Raw genomic sequence first — 14,466 nt, 5'->3', positions numbered from 1 at the left:
CTGTCCGCCTCGGAGCAGAGGGGTTGGCAGCTGAGTCCTCGGCGAGTACCCGGCGAGGGCTGGGGGTGCTGCTGGTCGTCGGCGGGTTCGTCGGCCTGGTCGCTGCGGTGATCCTGCTGGTCGAGAAGATCACCCTGATCGCGGACCCGGCCTATGTCCCCACATGCGACATCAGCCCGGTGCTCTCCTGCGGGTCGGTGATGAATACCCCTCAGGCAGAGGCGTTCGGCATCCCCAACCCCGTTCTCGGCATCGCCGGGTTCGCCGTCGTCGCCGCGATCGGCGCCGTTTGTCTGGCCGGGGCGGTCTTCGCCCGCTGGTTCTGGGCCCTCGTCCAGGCGGGGGTGAGTTTCGCCGTCATATTCGTGCACTGGCTGATCTATCAGAGCGTTTTCGTCATCGGCGCGCTGTGCCCGTACTGCATGATCGTGTGGATCGTGACCATCCCCGTCTTCTGGTACGTCAGCGTGGCCAACCTCCAACCCCTGCGGACCATAGGGAACGCCGGGATCCGCCGTGCACTCTCGGTTCTCACGGAATACCGCGGTGCGATCCTCACGGCCTGGTATCTCATCATCGCCGGCCTGATCGCCTACCGCTTCTGGGACTACTGGATCACCCTCGTGTGAGCCGGGAAGCAGGGGGCGGCCCGAGGGCCACGATCACCCGGACGGCGACGGCGCTCATGATCACCCATACCGCCGCCGTCGTCAGGTACAGGCGCTGAGCCAGGCCGAAGAACCCGACCACGTTGGCCGCCAGCAGCACCATCACCACCATCGCGGCGAGCAGCCATCCCAGGACAGCGGGGGCGCGGCTGCCGCCCAGGTGTGCGAGGGTCGTGCCGACCAGCACGGCGGCCACGGGCTGGATGAAGAAGACCAGATTGCCCAGGGCGTTGTGCACGGCGCCGATGGCGGTCGTGGCGCCGTCGTCGTCGATGGGGAAGAACGCCTGAGCGAGCTGGGCGATGCCGTAGATCCCGAGGGTGACGGTCCCGAGGGCGAGGCGAGCCCGCGAACGGGTGCGGGCGAGGAGGGGGATTATTGCGACGACGAGTGCCAGGGCGCCGGCACCGGCGCTGAAAATCCCGACCTGTAATGCCGGGCCGCCGCGACCGTGGGCGTAGGCGCTGACCGGTTCGGTGAACGGGTCGGTCTCCGGCTGGAGCACGTGGAGGGCCGCAACGATCAGGAGGTAGAGGCAAGCCGCGCTCAGCGCCAGGACGGGAGCGTGCCGGGCGAGCCCCCGCGGCCGTGCAACTGAGTCCGTGGACATGGCTCATGGTATCGCCCGGACCTCGTGCCAGGGGCCCTGGCGGGAGACCCTGGTCCGGGATCCCGCTAAGCGAGGCTGTGCCAGAAAGCGCTCAGCTCGCGGGCCACCGCCTGCGGCTGCTCGAGCGGTACGAGCGTGCGCGCCCCGGAGATCGTGCGTGCCTCGGCTCCGGGAGTGAGCGCGGCTGCACGAGCGGCGTCAGCGGGAGACCAGTCACCACGGTCGTCACCGGCGAGATAGAGGCTCGGGACGCAGATGCGAGGCAGCAGTGCGGAGACGTCCACCCGGTCGAGGATGAAGGAGCGCAATGCGAGTGCCAGGCTCGCCCTCTCCGGCCGGGCCAGGCTCTCGGCCACGATGCCGCGGATCTCGGGGTTGGCGGACGAGGCATCCGTCAGCATCGCGGTGATTACCGCCGTGCGTACCGGACCCACCGCGCCGAAGGTCCGCAGCAGCGGTTTCAGCAGCAGGATCTGCCGGCGCAGCGCCGGGGAGATCGGCTCGGCGGGCGCGCTGATGGCCACGAAGGAGCGCAGTGCGCCCGGCTCGGCCGCGAGCTCGTAGCCCACGTGACCGCCGAAGGCGTTGCCCACCCAGTCGACGGGTGCCCGCACGGCGAGTGCGTCGAGCATGTCCCTGGCGGCTGCGGCGGCTTCGGCGATCGTGCTGCGGGTGCGCAGGGGCTCGCTGCGGCCGAGTCCGGGCGGGTCGACCACTAGGAAACGCCGGCCGGGCTCGTCGCGGCGCAGTAGGGGCAGCGCCCTGTCCCAGGTGCGGCCGTCGACGAACATCGACGGCCACAGCACGGTGGGGAGACCGTCCGCCGGGCCGACTGAACGCACGGAGAGGCGCCCGAGGCGGGTGGGCACCAGGTGCGTGCCGTAATTCGCTATTAATTCGGGTGACATGAAATTGATGTTAGTTTGGGTCACGTGAAAAGTCGAGAGACGACGGACCCGCACGAACGAAGCCGGCCCTACCGGATGACCACACGCGCCGAGGCGGCGGAGAGGACCGGCGAGCGCATCCTCGACGCGATGCTCGCGCGCTTCGCGGACACCCCCTACGAGCACGTCCGGCTCGAGGACGTCGCCGCGGATGCGGGCGTGACCGTGCAGACCGTCATCCGCCGGTTCGGGGGCAAGGCGGCGCTCATGGTGGGGGTCGCGGAACGTGAACTCGAGCGGATCGTCGAAGCGCGTACGAGCGCTGGGGCGGCCTCTCCCGGGTCGGTGCTCGCCGCCCTCGTACAGCACTACGAGCGCTACGGCGACCTGATCCTGAAGATGTACTCCGAGGCGCCCTTGGTTCCCGGTCTCCCCGAGCTGGCCGCCCGGGGTCGGTCCTACCACGTCGCCTGGTGCCAGGGAGTCTTCGCCGATCGGCTGCCGCTGGAGGGCGCATTGCGCGCACGCCGTATCGCGCAGGTCGTCGCCCTGTGCGATGCCACGACCTGGCGCATCCTCCGCCGGGACGGCGCCCTCACTCCGATGGAGACCGAGACCGCGCTCGCGGAGCTGCTCCAGCCACTCCTGAGCCCTGCGGTGGATGAGGGCGGAGCCGGGCCGGCGTCGTAACTCCGCGGTTCAGGCAGCCCCTGTCGTACCGCGGATGATCTCCAGCAGGGCCCCTTGGTCTACGCCGGCTCGCTGAGAATGAGGTCGATCTCCGCCCGGTGGATGCGTTCGATCTCGCTCTCCGGCAGGTCTGGGTCGGTCAGCACGTGGTCGAAGGCGTTCAGCGGCGCTACGCCGAAAGTGCCCACCAGGCCGTATTTCTCCGACCCTGCGACGAGCATGGTCGTCTTCGCCTGGGCGATGGCGGCCCTCTTCACGCCGACCTTGAGCTCCGACGGCGTGCTCACCCCATGCGCGAGGTCCCATGAACTCGTGGAGATCAGGGCCAGGTCGAAGTTGAAATGCGCCAGCATCTCGGCGGCGAACGCCCCCACCGTCGAGCGATTGCGCCGATCGATATGGCCGCCGATCTGGAAGAGCACGATGTTCTCCAGGTCGCTCAGATGCACCGCCGTGGTCAAGTCGTTGGTGACCACCGTCAGGTCCTCGAGCCCCGCCAGGTGGGGGACCAGGTGGCCCAGCGAGGTTCCCGCGTCCAGGAAGAGGGTCTGGCCGCTCTGGACGAACTCTGCGGCGCGTTCCGCCATGGCCGTCTTGGCGGCGATCTTGGTGGAGGACTTGTCCTGATAGGTCGGTTCGCTGCGGAGCGACTGAACGCTGCGCACGCCACCGGCGACCGCCTCCACGAGCCCTTCGGCCTCCAGGGTGGCGATGTCCCGCCGGATGGTCATATGTGAAACTTTGAGCAGGTCACACAGCTCCCGGATGCTGAGCACACCGGATTCACGTAGCGCTCTCAGTAGCGCCTGCCGCCGTTGATCAGGGATCACGCAACCTCCTCGATGTCGGCCACCAGGATATGGCATGTGAAAATATGATGCATCAGTTGCTAAATATGTGATTCTGTGGTCAGATTCTATACAACATGAGACGCGGGCCACATTGATCCCGGGAAAGCGAGCTGACGTGACCACTGCCTCCCCAGTCCGATTCGCGCTGACAGGCGCAGCCGGCGGTTTCGCGAGAACGCTGCTCGCTCAGAGCCTCCGGAACACGCAAGTGACCGCGAGCGTGCTGTGCGACCTCGACACCGACGCCGTTCTCGCGCTGTGCGACCAGCTGGGTATGCCGCGGTCACAGCTGCACGTCTGCACGAGTGCCGACCAGCTCGAGGCCCTCGGACGGCAGGACGTCGCCGTGGTGCCCTCCCTCGAGATGCTGGGGCATACGGACTATGACGTTCTCGTCGAGGCCACCGGCAGCCCGCGCTCCGGTGCGGAGGCCGCCGAGAAGGCGATCTCCGCGGGGCGTCATGTCGTCATGGTCAGCAAAGAGGTCGAATCTGTCTGCGGGGTCGAGCTGGCGCGAAAGGCTCGTGAGCACTCGGTGGTCTACACGCCCGCTCATGGGGATCAGCCCGCCAACCTCGTCGAGTGGTACGAACGCGTCTCCGGGTGGGGACTGGACGTCGTGGCCATCGGCAAGTCCGGCGAATACGACCTGGTCCTCGACCCGTCCACCGGGATCCTGCAGTACCTGGACGAGCAGATCGTGGTGCCGGAGATGAACCAGCTGCTCGAACTCGGTGACGATCTCCGGGACACGCTGGAGCGCCGGGCCGCCCTGGTCGACTCGCTCTCCCGCAAGGCGGCCGCCGACTACTGCGAGATGGCCGTCGTCGCCTCCTGGACCGGGGCGGTGGCGGACGTGGAACGGATGCACTACCCGGTGGCCCGGATCAACGAACTGGCTGACATCTACTCCCTGCGCGAGGACGGCGGCCTCCTCCACTCCGCCGGGATCGTGGACGTCTTCAGCGTGCTCCGGCTGCGCGGCGAGGCCAGTTTCGCCGGGGGAGTGTTCGTCGTGGTGAGAACCCACGACACCGAGACCTGGGAGATCCTTCGCGGCAAGGGACATGTGGTCAGCCGCGACGGCCACTACGCCTGCCTGTACCTCCCCTATCACCTGATGGGCGTCGAGACGGTGCAGACCATCGCCGCCGCCGCTGCGGGCCGGGCGGTCTCAGAACGCATGCCCACGGGGCAGACCCTCCTGGCGGGACGCGCCGAACGCGATCTGCCCGCGGGAACGGTGCTGCACATGGGCGGCCATCACCACGACGTCGACGGCGTCACCCCGGTGCTCGTCGATCGTCGTCACGACCCCGACCCCGATATCGCCCCGCTGTACACCGCTGCCGGTCAGAGCCTGATCCGGGACGTACCGGCGGGCGAGCTGATCGCCCTCTCCGACATCTGACCTCACCGCTGCCAAGGGTCCGGGCCACCAGGCCGGGCGCATCGCGCAGCTCATTTCGACTGTTTACATCAAGCTAAGGAATCGTCATGTCCGACGTGTATGTCCTCTCGGCGTTTCTCGCTGCCGTGATCGCGCTGGTCCTGCTCATCGCCAAGTTCAAGGTCCATCCGGTCGCCACGCTCTTCATCGTCGTCGTCGCCCTCGGCCTGGCCCTGGGGATGGGCGGAGGCGCCACCATCGAGATGATCAACGAGGGCTTCGGCAACACCATGGCCAGCGTGGGCCTTCTGGTGATCTTCGGCTGCGTGCTCGGCAAACTGCTCGAGCTCAGCGGAGCCGCGCTGAAGATCACCGACTCAGCCCTGAACCTGTTCTCCGAGAAGCGGGTCCCCTGGGCCATCGCCCTGGCCTCCTCCTTGATCGGCATCCCGCTGATCGCCGACTCCGCGGTCATCATGCTGATTCCCGTGGTCTCCATGGTGGCGGCCAGGACCGGCATCAGCATGATGAAGCTCGGGCCCATCCTCTATATCGGGGCCTACGTGATGACCTCGGTGATTCCTCCCGGGCCCGGCCCCCTGGCTTCTGCCTCCCTCCTGGGCGTCAGCACCGGTGAAGCCATCCTGTACGGCCTGGCCGTCGGCATCCCGGGGATCATCGCTGCGACGCTGTACCTGACCACGATCAAGACCCATGTCGATCCCAAGGCCGAGTTCGTCGCCGAGGTCACCGAGGGCGATGCAGGCGAGGGCTCCGGGGCGGGCCATGGCGGGGGCGGAACCGCGACCAAGATCGACCTCCAGAAGATGTCCCTGGCTGCGGCGCTGACGCCGGTGCTCGCTCCCATCCTGCTGATCACGATCGCCGCCTTCGTCGCTCCGGTCCTCCCGGAAGGGTCGCTGCCCTACGAGATCATCTCCTTCGTCGGTGCCCCCGCCGTGGCGCTGTTCCTGGGCTGCCTGACCGTCCTGCCCCTGTTCGGCGCCCGGTGGAAGGACAAGGAGGTCATCAACGACATGTTCGAGGGCGGGCTCCGCATCGCGGCGATGCCGCTGGCCCTTACCGGCGTGGGCGGTGCGCTGGCGTTGATCATCCGTGAGACCGGAGTGGCCGAGAACGTCGCCGAAGGGATCCAGACGGTGGGCATCTCGCCGATCTTCATCCCCTTCCTGGTGGCCGCGGCCGTGTGCACCATCACGGGCTCGAACATCCTGGGGGTGATGACCGCAGCGGCCATCATGGAACCGCTGATCGGCTCCTTGGATCTCGCACCGATCGTGGTCTACCTGGCCTGCGCGTGCGGTGCGCAGATCATGAAGCACGCCAACAGCTCCGGCTTCTGGGTGACCACCACCCTGTCGAACATGACAGTGGGCCAGGGCATCCGTTCGATCGGCGTCGCCTCGGCGATTTCCGGCGTCGTCGGTTTCGTCGTGCTGAACCTGATGGTCCTGGCCGGAATCGTCTGAGGAGGCCTGAGAAGCAATGTCTATGCCGCTCGGCGCTATCGCCGATGACCTGACCGGTGCGACCGACCTGGCGATCATGCTCACCGACGCCGGCTACGAAACGGTCGTCGTCCCCGAGGAGGGAACGCTCCTGGCAGAGGCCGGTGGCGCAACCCGTGGAGCCGGCCCCGACGGACCGAGCCTGCAAGCCGACGCGATCGTCGTCGCGCTGAAGACCCGCACCGCACCGCCCGGAGACGCCGTCGGCCGTTCGCTGGCCGCGGTTCGCTGGCTGCGGCAGCAGGGTTGCGGACGGTTCTACTTCAAGTACTGCTCGACGTTCGACTCGACGCCGCAGGGCAATATCGGCCCGGTGGCAGAGGCCCTGATGGATGAACTGGGCACCTCGATGACCGTGGTGGTCCCGTCCTTCCCCGCGACTGGGCGGACCGTCTACCAGGGCAACCTGTTCGTCCACGAGAAGCCGCTCCAGGAGAGCTCCCTTCGGGATCACCCCCTGACCCCGATGCGGGACTCGAATCTCATCCGGCTGCTGCAGCCGCAACTGCGGGAGGGGTCGAGGATCGCCCTGCTGCCCCTCACCACCGTGATGGAGGGGACGGAAGCGGTCCGGGACGGGCTTCGCCGAGCCGAGGCCGACGGCGCGCGGTACGTGGTGGTGGATGCCGTAACCGATGAGCACCTGAGAACAGTCGCCCGGGCCGCCAACGGGCTCACCCTGCTGACCGGGGGCTCAGGCCTGGCCCAGGGGCTCGCGGGGCCCCGTGCCAGCGGGGCGATCTCCGTCGGCCCCGCCCGCGGCCGGCGCATCACCCTGGCCGGCAGCGCCTCGAAGACCACCCAGGCGCAGGTCCGGCACGCCCTCGAACGGGGCCGTGGGATACAGCTCGACCTGAACCGGCTCAGAGAGGACGTGGCCGGCTACTCGGAGGCCTTGGCCGAGGAGATCCTCGCCGGTGATCCCGCCGACGCCGTGACCGTCTATGCGACGGCATCGCCCGAGGACCTCGGCAGCCTGGAGGATGCCCCGCTCATCGAAGAGTGCCTCGCCCGGGTGGCCAGGGCGCTCAGCCAGGAGGAATCGGTGCAGGGGCTGGTGGTAGCAGGCGGGGAGACCAGCGGTGCGGTCATCGAAGCACTGGGAATCCGGTCGCTGCGGATGGGAAGGACCCTGGACCCCGGTGTCGCTTGGGCACTTGCCGAACGCGGGGCTACCGGAGGGGAAGGCGACTCCGCCGAGCAGACCCCGCCGTTGCCCCTGGTGCTGAAGTCCGGGAACTTCGGCGGAGAGGACTTACTGACCCGAGCATGGGATATGAAGGCATGAGCACGATACCGGAGGCCACGGTGGACGCGGCCAGAGTCGGACGCCGCGTAGTGGAACTGGGGCTGAGCCCCGGAGCGTCCGGAAACCTCTCAGTACGCGCCGAGGGGGTGACATACATGTCTCCTACCGGGGTCTCGCTGAGTGCGCTGGACCCCGAGCAGCTGGCCGTCATGTCGGCGGAGGGGGTGCAGCTCTCAGGCCCCCGGGCCTCGAAGGAATACCCCTTGCACGAGGCGATGTATGCGAAAGATCCCGAGGCGCGGGCGGTGATCCACCTGCACTCGGCCCAGGCCATGGCCGCGTCGTGCCTGCGGCCCGCTTCCGAACGTTCGGCCCTTCCTCCCGTCACGCCATATCTGGTGATGCGGGTGGGCAGGGTGCCGTCGGTGGCCTATGCACCCCCGGGCTCGAAGGAACTCGGTGAGGAGCTGGCCAGCGTGGAGGGGCTCTTCCACGGGGCTCTGCTGGCCAATCACGGGCTGATCGTCTCAGGACGCGACCTGGCCCAGGCCCTGGATCGCGCCGTCGAGGTCGAGGAGGCCTGCCGTTTGTACGTCCAGCTCTTCGACGCACCCGCGCGCTGGCTGACCGAGGACGACGTCGCAGTACTGACCCAACGGTACGGGACCCCCTGGTAGAACCTCCAGGAACGTCTCTGCGCTACAGCAGGCCGGCCAGGCGGCTCTCCGCCGCGTAGCCGTCCGGGACCGTCGTCGACTCCGGGTGGCCGAAGCGGCGCACGCTGCGCATCTCCGCGTAAGGGGGCCAGCCGGGTCCACCACCGGCGATGAACGAGACCCAGGCGCCGTGGACCTCGTCGGCCAGGTCCTGCGGCGGTGCGGCTCCGAGCGCTCGCGAGACGCCTTCGGCCCCGAGGCAGTCCCAGACGAAGGGCAGGTCCGTGCAGTGGAAGGCGTAGCCCGGGTTGAGCTCTCCGCGGGCGGGATAGCCGAAGTCGCAGGCCCAGGTGCTCTCCCGTCCCTCGGCTACGGCCGGGACGACCGCCCGGAACATGAGATCGCTGAGCAGCTGCCGCCAGCCCTCCGGATCGCCGCCGCGGAGGCTGAGGTATTGACGGGCCTCCTCGTCGGGCAGGCCCAGGCGCGTGAGCGAGGTGTGGTCGCAGGCGCCGAAGAAGGGCGGGATGTCTGTGTTCATCTCGTGGGCCGTGGCGCCGATGAGCAGCGGAACCCGCGACCTCCTCGCGCCCTCGGCGATGGGGCGGGTGAGGAGATCGCCGTCGAGCACCGGTGCGAACTCCAGGGAGCGGGAGGTCTTGCGAAGGAGGGTCACGGGATCGGTCTCAGGGGTGGAGGCTCTTGCCGCTGCGCCGAAGGTGTTGCGCAGCCGCGACGGCACCTGGTCCATACCGAGCCTGGGGAGCGTGGCGAAGGACTTCGCGCACGGTTCCGCGGCCAGGAGCTCGGCGGCCTCGGCCGTGGTCCCGCGGGCCCGGTCCGGGGTGGTCATGGCCAGGATCGGGGAGACCGCGATCGCGCGGTGGACGAACGCCTCGATCCCCTCGACGCCGAGCAGAGTGAGGACCGCACCGGCACCGGCGGACTGGCCGGCCAGCGTGAGGCGACCTGGGTCGCCGCCGAACGCCGCGATGTTGCCACGGATCCAGGCCAGAGCGGCCAGCCAGTCGTGGACGGCCCGGTTCGACGGCGCGTCGGTGAACTCCCCGAAGCCGGGGACCCCCAGGCGGTATCCGATGGTCACGACGATGACGCCGTCTCGGTTGAACGCGGCGCCGTCGTACCAGGGGCTCACGGGGGAGCCCGAGGTGTACGCGCCGCCGTGGATGTAGGCCAGCACGGGCCACCCCGCCTCGGGTGCAATACCGGGCGGCGTGAACACGTTGACGGTGAGGATATCCAGCCCGGGAACGGACGGTTCGGGGATCGTGCTCCCCTTGACGTTCATCTGCTGGGCCGTCGCGGTGGGCGCCGTCGCATCCCGCACTCCCGCCCACGGCGCCGGTGGTCGCGGGAGTTCGAAGGCGAGGTCGCCGGAGGGCGGGGCGGCGTACGGGATGCCGTAGAAGACCCTCGAGTCGCCTCGATCCAGCCCCCGTACCAGACCGCCGGAGGTGCGGGCGATCGCATCGGAGCTCATGCTTCCGTGACTGTAACAGCCGCTGAAATACCCGCCGAGTAGTGAGTTGGGCCGCTCGTCAGTGCTGATGAGCGGCCCAACTCACTACTCACCGCGCTTACCACTCACCGCGGTGAGGGTGTTGCGGCCGCTGCGGCGTCGTCCGCGCGGGCCTTGAAGGTCCGCAGCCGGAGGCTGTTCGAGACGACGAACACGCTCGACAGCGCCATCGCCGCTCCCGCGAGCATCGGGTTGAGCAGGCCGAAGGCGGCCAGCGGGATCGCGGCGGAGTTGTAGGCGAAGGCCCAGAACAGGTTCGTCTTGATCGTCCGCAGCGTGCGCCGGGCCAGCCGGATCGCATCCGCGGCGGCGCGCAGATCGCCACGGACCAGGGTGATGTCGGCGGCCTCGATGGCCACGTCGGTGCCGGTGCCCATCGCCAGGCCGAGATCGGCCTGGGCCAGGGCGGGAGCGTCGTTGACGCCGTCGCCGACCATGGCCACGACCTTGCCCTCGCCCTGGAGCCGGGCGACGACGTCGACCTTGTCCTTGGGCATGACCTCGGCGATGACCTTCTCGATACCGACCTCGGCGGCGACCTGCTCGGCCACGGCCTGATTGTCACCGGTCAGCAGCACCGGAGTCAGCCCGAGCTCCTTGAACTGGGTGATGGCCTGGGCACTGGTGGGCTTGATCTGGTCGGAGACGACCAGCACCCCCCGAGCCTGACCGTCCCAGCCGACGGCGATCGCGGTCTTGCCCTCGGTCTCGGCGGCCTGCTTGGCGGACTTGAGGTCATGGTCGAGGTGGATCGCCCAGTCCGCCAGCAGCGTCTCCCGGCCGGCCAGGACGGCGCGGCCGTCGACGACGCCCTGCACGCCCTTGCCCTCGATGTTCTCGAAGGACTCCGGGGCCGGAAGCTCACCGGCCTCGGCGGTGGCGCCGACGGCGATGGCCTGGGCGATGGGGTGCTCGGAGTAGCCCTCCAGCCCGCCCGCCAGGCGCAGCAGTTCGGTCCTGTCGACCCCGTCGGCGGGGATGACGTCGGTGAGCGTCATCTTGCCGGTGGTGACGGTGCCGGTCTTGTCGAGCACGATCGTGTCGACCCTGCGGGTGGATTCCAGCGTCTCGGGGCCCTTGATGAGCACGCCCATCTGCGCGCCGCGCCCGGTGCCGACCAGCAGCGCGGTCGGCGTCGCCAGGCCGAGAGCGCAGGGGCAGGCGATGATCAGCACGGCGACGGCGGCGGTGAAGCCGGCCGAGAGCGGGAAGCCCGCGCCGATCCACGCACCCAGGGTGGCCACGGCGATGGCGATCGCGATCGGCACGAACACCCCGGAGACCCGATCGGCCAGGCGCTGGATCTCGGCCTTGCCGGACTGGGCGTCCTCGACCATCTTCGCCATCTGCGCCAGCTGGGTGTCCGAGCCGATGCGAGTCGCTTTCACGACCAGGCGGCCGCCGGCGTTGACGGTGGCACCGGTGACCTCGTCGCCCTCGGTGACTTCGACGGGCACGGATTCCCCGGTGAGCATGGACGCGTCGATGGCCGAGTTGCCCGAGACGATGATCCCGTCGGTGGCGATCTTCTCGCCCGGCCGGACCACGAACTCATCGCCCACCGAAAGCTGGTCGATGGGAACGCGCTCCTCCTTGCCGCCGCGGAGGACCGAGACCTCCTTCGCCCCGAGTTCCAGGAGCGCGCGCAGAGCGGCCCCGGCGCGGCGCTTGGAGCGCTTCTCGAAGTAACGGCCCATCAGGATGAACGTGATCACCCCGGCCGCGACCTCGAGGTAGATGTGACCGAGGCCGTCGGAGCGGGAGATGGTCAGCTCGAAGGGATGGACGACACCCGGCTGCCCCGCGGTGCCGAAGAACAGCGCGACGATCGACCACAGCATCGCCGCGGTGGTGCCCACGGAGATGAGGGTGTCCATGGTGGCTGCGCCGTGACGCAGGTTGATCCATGCCGCCTTGTGGAAGGGCCACCCGGCCCACACCACCACGGGTGCGGCCAGGACCAGTGACGCGAAGCCCCAATAGTCGAACTGCAGCGTCGGAATCATCGCCATGGCGATGACCGGGACGGCCAGGACCGCCGAGCCGATGAGTCGCTGCCGCAGAGATCGCAGTTCCCGGTCCTCGGGCGATTCGCCGTCGTCGTCGCCTTCCGCGCCGGACTCCTGGGGAGGGGACGGAAGGGCCGCGGTGTAGCCGGTCTTCTCGATCTCGGCGATCAGCAACTGCGGGTCGTAGTCCTCGGGGGCGGTGACGCTGGCCTTCTCGGTCGCGTAGTTCACGCTCGCGGTGACACCGTCGAGCTTGTTGAGCTTCTTCTCGATCCGGTTCGCGCAGGACGCGCAGGTCATGCCGCCGATCTGCAGCTCGACGCCGGCCAGGTGCGTGCTGGTGTTCTCAGTGGTCATGGCCTGCTCCTTCCTCGTGTTCGGCGCCGGACTCGTCGGCGGTCCCGCTTCCGGTCGTGGTGTCGAGCACCAGCGGGGCGGTGTGGACCTGCCCGTCGACCTGGAAGTCCAGGTACAGCAGGTAGCGGCCTTCAGTGGGCGCGGTGGCCTCGAAGACGATCTCCGGCCCTGATGTCTCGCCGCCCTGCGGGGCATTCCCCTGGGGGTGGACGTGCAGGTAGGCCAGGTCGCCGTCGCGCAGTGCCACGAGGTGCCCGAAGGCGCCCAGGTACGGCTGCAGGCCGGTCACCGGCTGCCCGTCACGGGTGATGTTCAAGGTCAGTTCCGACGCCTCGCCGGCGACGAGGTCGCCGGTGACGTCGACGTCGAACCCGTCGACGGATGCCTCGGTCACCGTGCCTCCGGCCGGAGCAGGGGTGTAGTCGCCGGCCACCTGGACCGTGGTCGACAAGGTGACGCCATCGCCGGTCTCGCCGGGTACGAAGTCAGCGAACACCCGGTAGGAACCAGCTGCATCCCATTCCCAGGGGGCCGACCAGGTGCCGTCGGCGTTCATCTCGGGGTGGACGTGGCGGAAGTGCTGACCGTCAGCGCGGACGGCGATCAGGTGCAGCTCCTCCTCGTGTTCGCGCTGGAAGTCCGTCACCGGATTCCCGTCGGGTCCGGTCACGGTCAAGGAGAGTTCGCCCTCCGAGCCGGTCTCCGCAGGCGCGTTCACGGTAGTGAGCCGGTAGCCGTCCTCCGCGATGCCGAGGCCCGGCGCAGCCTCCTCCGTGGAGTGCCCTCCACCCCCGGCCACCTCGGGGTCGTCACCTTCGCCATGGCCTTCTGCCTGGTGAGGGCTCTGCTCGGTGTCTTCTGCCCAGCTCCGCACGGTCTCCTCCGGGACGACCGCGTTCGCCGTGAACCCTGCCACGGCGAACACGATCACCAGAACCAGCCCGTACAGGCCGAGCCGCACGGGTGCTTTCATCTCAGCTCCTGGCGGCTTCGTAGCCGGCCTCGTCGACCGCCGCGATGACAGCTGCGTCGTCGATGGGCTGCTCGGCAGTCACGGTCAGACGGCCTGTTGCTGCACTGACGTCGATCCCGGTCACGCCGGGGATCGCCGAGACTTCCTCCCGGACTGCGGACTCGCAGTGCCCGCAGCTCATTCCGGTGACCTGGTACTCGGTGGTCGTGGTGCTCATGAGTTCGCTCCTTCGATGGGGGTCAACTTCGGTCAGACTATACCCCTAGGGGGTATTGGTCAACGTGGTGGGCGGTTTGTGCAGGACTTTCCGGGCGTTCTATTTCGGGTTCCGACGTGGCGACGCGCGAGGGTGGAGGTCCGTCTTCGGTGGGGTTGTGAGCGATAGAAATTTCCTTTTGTGAATTGTTTCCGGGGGTCTGTTCTGGGTTGTTTTCGGGCTTGTGTTGTCTGACCCTCGTGGGATTCTGGGAGCATGAACGGGGCAGGTCAGAAGGGGTTCGGGTCCTTCGAAGACGCTGAGAGGAACGGGGTTCCTTCCGGTCTGGGGCAGGGCCCCATCGCCGGTTCCCTCGGCGGTGTCGAAGGTGATGGGCGAAACAACGACGCCGACGCCCCCACACCCAGCGCCGCCTGTAGCGCCTCAGCCCAGGAGCCTTTGGAGCTGTCGTTCCTCGATGGGGAGACCGCCCGGCAGCTGGTGGCCGGTATTCAGGCGGCCGCGCGGGTGGAGGCCGCCGCCAGGGGCCGGCTGTTGCGGTTAACCGCAGACCTGTACGAGGCGGCGTTAGCACGCCGGGGCGAAACCCTGCCCCAGCGCCTAGCTGCCGCCGGCCCCTGGACAGCGGCGGCTCTGGCCCAGGGGTCGGTGGATGTGGTGGCCGGTGATGTGGCCGCAGAAATCGCGGTGGCTCTGATGCTGCCAGCCGGTACCGCACGGGCCACGGTGGCTGAGGCGTTGATCTTCGCCACCGATCTGCCCCGCACCCTGGCCGCTTTGGAAGCCGGTGAGATCACTTGGGCCCAGGCCAGGGTGATCCTCACCCACTGGCGGGCCATC

The 14,466-nt window shown here is 68.6% G+C and carries 14 protein-coding genes; 7 read left to right on the top strand and 7 right to left on the bottom strand.

Annotation, left to right across the window (positions count from 1 at the left end):
* The first annotated feature begins 23 nt into the window (after positions 1–23).
* Positions 24–629, top strand: a complete 606-nt coding sequence (locus FCK90_RS14125) for a vitamin K epoxide reductase family protein (RefSeq protein ID WP_246180427.1) — start codon at positions 24–26, stop codon at positions 627–629.
* On the opposite strand, the gene FCK90_RS14120 is transcribed toward FCK90_RS14125, so the two are convergent.
* Both FCK90_RS14120 and FCK90_RS14115 read right to left on the bottom strand, forming a co-directional pair.
* On the bottom strand, positions 616–1,278 hold the full coding sequence (locus tag FCK90_RS14120) for a DUF998 domain-containing protein (RefSeq protein ID WP_158034949.1): 663 nt from the start codon (positions 1,276–1,278) through the stop codon (positions 616–618). The two genes, FCK90_RS14125 and FCK90_RS14120, sit on opposite strands and share 14 nt — an antisense overlap.
* A gap of 65 nt (positions 1,279–1,343) precedes the next feature.
* Positions 1,344–2,186, bottom strand: coding sequence for an alpha/beta fold hydrolase (locus tag FCK90_RS14115; protein ID WP_158034948.1), 843 nt, complete (start codon positions 2,184–2,186; stop codon positions 1,344–1,346).
* A gap of 75 nt (positions 2,187–2,261) precedes the next feature.
* Here FCK90_RS14115 and FCK90_RS14110 point away from each other — a divergent pair, with 75 nt between their 5' ends.
* Positions 2,262–2,855, top strand: a complete 594-nt coding sequence (locus FCK90_RS14110) for a TetR/AcrR family transcriptional regulator (protein WP_158034947.1) — start codon at positions 2,262–2,264, stop codon at positions 2,853–2,855.
* A 59-nt stretch (positions 2,856–2,914) separates the two neighbouring features.
* Here FCK90_RS14110 and FCK90_RS14105 read toward each other — a convergent pair whose 3' ends face one another.
* The gene (locus tag FCK90_RS14105; protein ID WP_158034946.1) at positions 2,915–3,721 is read right to left on the bottom strand and encodes a DeoR/GlpR family DNA-binding transcription regulator; all 807 of its coding nucleotides are present in this window, start codon (positions 3,719–3,721) and stop codon (positions 2,915–2,917) included.
* 193 nt (positions 3,722–3,914) lie between these two features.
* Here FCK90_RS14105 and FCK90_RS14100 point away from each other — a divergent pair, with 193 nt between their 5' ends.
* From FCK90_RS14100 to FCK90_RS14085, 4 genes are all read left to right on the top strand, one after another.
* Positions 3,915–5,117 (top strand): homoserine dehydrogenase, encoded by a 1,203-nt coding sequence (locus FCK90_RS14100; protein WP_246180426.1) that lies wholly within the window; start codon positions 3,915–3,917, stop codon positions 5,115–5,117.
* Between the two features lie 86 nt (positions 5,118–5,203).
* Entirely contained in the window at positions 5,204–6,586 is a 1,383-nt protein-coding gene (locus FCK90_RS14095; RefSeq protein ID WP_158034945.1) for a GntP family permease, read from the top strand.
* A gap of 16 nt (positions 6,587–6,602) precedes the next feature.
* On the top strand, positions 6,603–7,913 hold the full coding sequence (gene otnK, locus FCK90_RS14090) for a 3-oxo-tetronate kinase (RefSeq protein WP_220433349.1): 1,311 nt from the start codon (positions 6,603–6,605) through the stop codon (positions 7,911–7,913).
* On the top strand, positions 7,910–8,551 hold the full coding sequence (locus FCK90_RS14085; protein ID WP_158034944.1) for a class II aldolase/adducin family protein: 642 nt from the start codon (positions 7,910–7,912) through the stop codon (positions 8,549–8,551). The genes otnK and FCK90_RS14085 overlap by 4 nt, the downstream gene beginning before the upstream one ends.
* Positions 8,552–8,573: 22 nt before the next feature.
* Here the strand turns inward: FCK90_RS14085 and FCK90_RS14080 are convergent, their stop codons facing one another.
* The 4 genes from FCK90_RS14080 to FCK90_RS14065 all read right to left on the bottom strand — a co-directional run bounded on the left by FCK90_RS14080 (position 8,574) and on the right by FCK90_RS14065 (position 13,626).
* Positions 8,574–10,031: a carboxylesterase family protein gene (locus FCK90_RS14080; protein WP_158034943.1), complete on the bottom strand. Its 1,458-nt coding sequence runs from the start codon at positions 10,029–10,031 to the stop codon at positions 8,574–8,576.
* A 104-nt stretch (positions 10,032–10,135) separates the two neighbouring features.
* On the bottom strand, positions 10,136–12,436 hold the full coding sequence (locus tag FCK90_RS14075) for a heavy metal translocating P-type ATPase (RefSeq protein WP_158034942.1): 2,301 nt from the start codon (positions 12,434–12,436) through the stop codon (positions 10,136–10,138).
* Positions 12,426–13,409, bottom strand: coding sequence for a heavy-metal-associated domain-containing protein (locus FCK90_RS14070; protein ID WP_158034941.1), 984 nt, complete (start codon positions 13,407–13,409; stop codon positions 12,426–12,428). The genes FCK90_RS14075 and FCK90_RS14070 overlap by 11 nt, the downstream gene beginning before the upstream one ends.
* A gap of 1 nt (position 13,410) precedes the next feature.
* Positions 13,411–13,626 (bottom strand): heavy-metal-associated domain-containing protein, encoded by a 216-nt coding sequence (locus FCK90_RS14065; RefSeq protein ID WP_158034940.1) that lies wholly within the window; start codon positions 13,624–13,626, stop codon positions 13,411–13,413.
* Between the two features lie 438 nt (positions 13,627–14,064).
* Here FCK90_RS14065 and FCK90_RS14060 point away from each other — a divergent pair.
* Positions 14,065–14,466, top strand: a 402-nt coding sequence (locus FCK90_RS14060; protein ID WP_158034939.1) for a DUF222 domain-containing protein, incomplete at its 3' end; no start/stop codon positions are given.

This window comes from Kocuria coralli, from assembly GCF_008831305.1.
Classification (GTDB): domain Bacteria; phylum Actinomycetota; class Actinomycetes; order Actinomycetales; family Micrococcaceae; genus Kocuria; species Kocuria coralli.
This window is presented reverse-complemented; position numbering and strand designations above follow the sequence as displayed.

What these genes read in the sequence shown, in the direction of transcription:
- FCK90_RS14080 (WP_158034943.1), bottom strand. Translation starts at nt 10,031, where the DNA reads ATGAGCTCCGATGCGATCGCCCGCACCTCCGGCGGTCTGGTACGGGGG.
- FCK90_RS14120 (WP_158034949.1), bottom strand. Translation starts at nt 1,278, where the DNA reads ATGTCCACGGACTCAGTTGCACGGCCGCGGGGGCTCGCCCGGCACGCT.
- FCK90_RS14105 (WP_158034946.1), bottom strand. Translation starts at nt 3,721, where the DNA reads ATGCCATATCCTGGTGGCCGACATCGAGGAGGTTGCGTGATCCCTGAT.
- FCK90_RS14085 (WP_158034944.1), top strand. Translation starts at nt 7,910, where the DNA reads ATGAGCACGATACCGGAGGCCACGGTGGACGCGGCCAGAGTCGGACGC.
- otnK (WP_220433349.1), top strand. Translation starts at nt 6,603, where the DNA reads ATGTCTATGCCGCTCGGCGCTATCGCCGATGACCTGACCGGTGCGACC.
- FCK90_RS14110 (WP_158034947.1), top strand. Translation starts at nt 2,262, where the DNA reads ATGACCACACGCGCCGAGGCGGCGGAGAGGACCGGCGAGCGCATCCTC.
- FCK90_RS14065 (WP_158034940.1), bottom strand. Translation starts at nt 13,626, where the DNA reads ATGAGCACCACGACCACCGAGTACCAGGTCACCGGAATGAGCTGCGGG.
- FCK90_RS14095 (WP_158034945.1), top strand. Translation starts at nt 5,204, where the DNA reads ATGTCCGACGTGTATGTCCTCTCGGCGTTTCTCGCTGCCGTGATCGCG.
- FCK90_RS14075 (WP_158034942.1), bottom strand. Translation starts at nt 12,436, where the DNA reads ATGACCACTGAGAACACCAGCACGCACCTGGCCGGCGTCGAGCTGCAG.
- FCK90_RS14070 (WP_158034941.1), bottom strand. Translation starts at nt 13,409, where the DNA reads ATGAAAGCACCCGTGCGGCTCGGCCTGTACGGGCTGGTTCTGGTGATC.
- FCK90_RS14115 (WP_158034948.1), bottom strand. Translation starts at nt 2,186, where the DNA reads ATGTCACCCGAATTAATAGCGAATTACGGCACGCACCTGGTGCCCACC.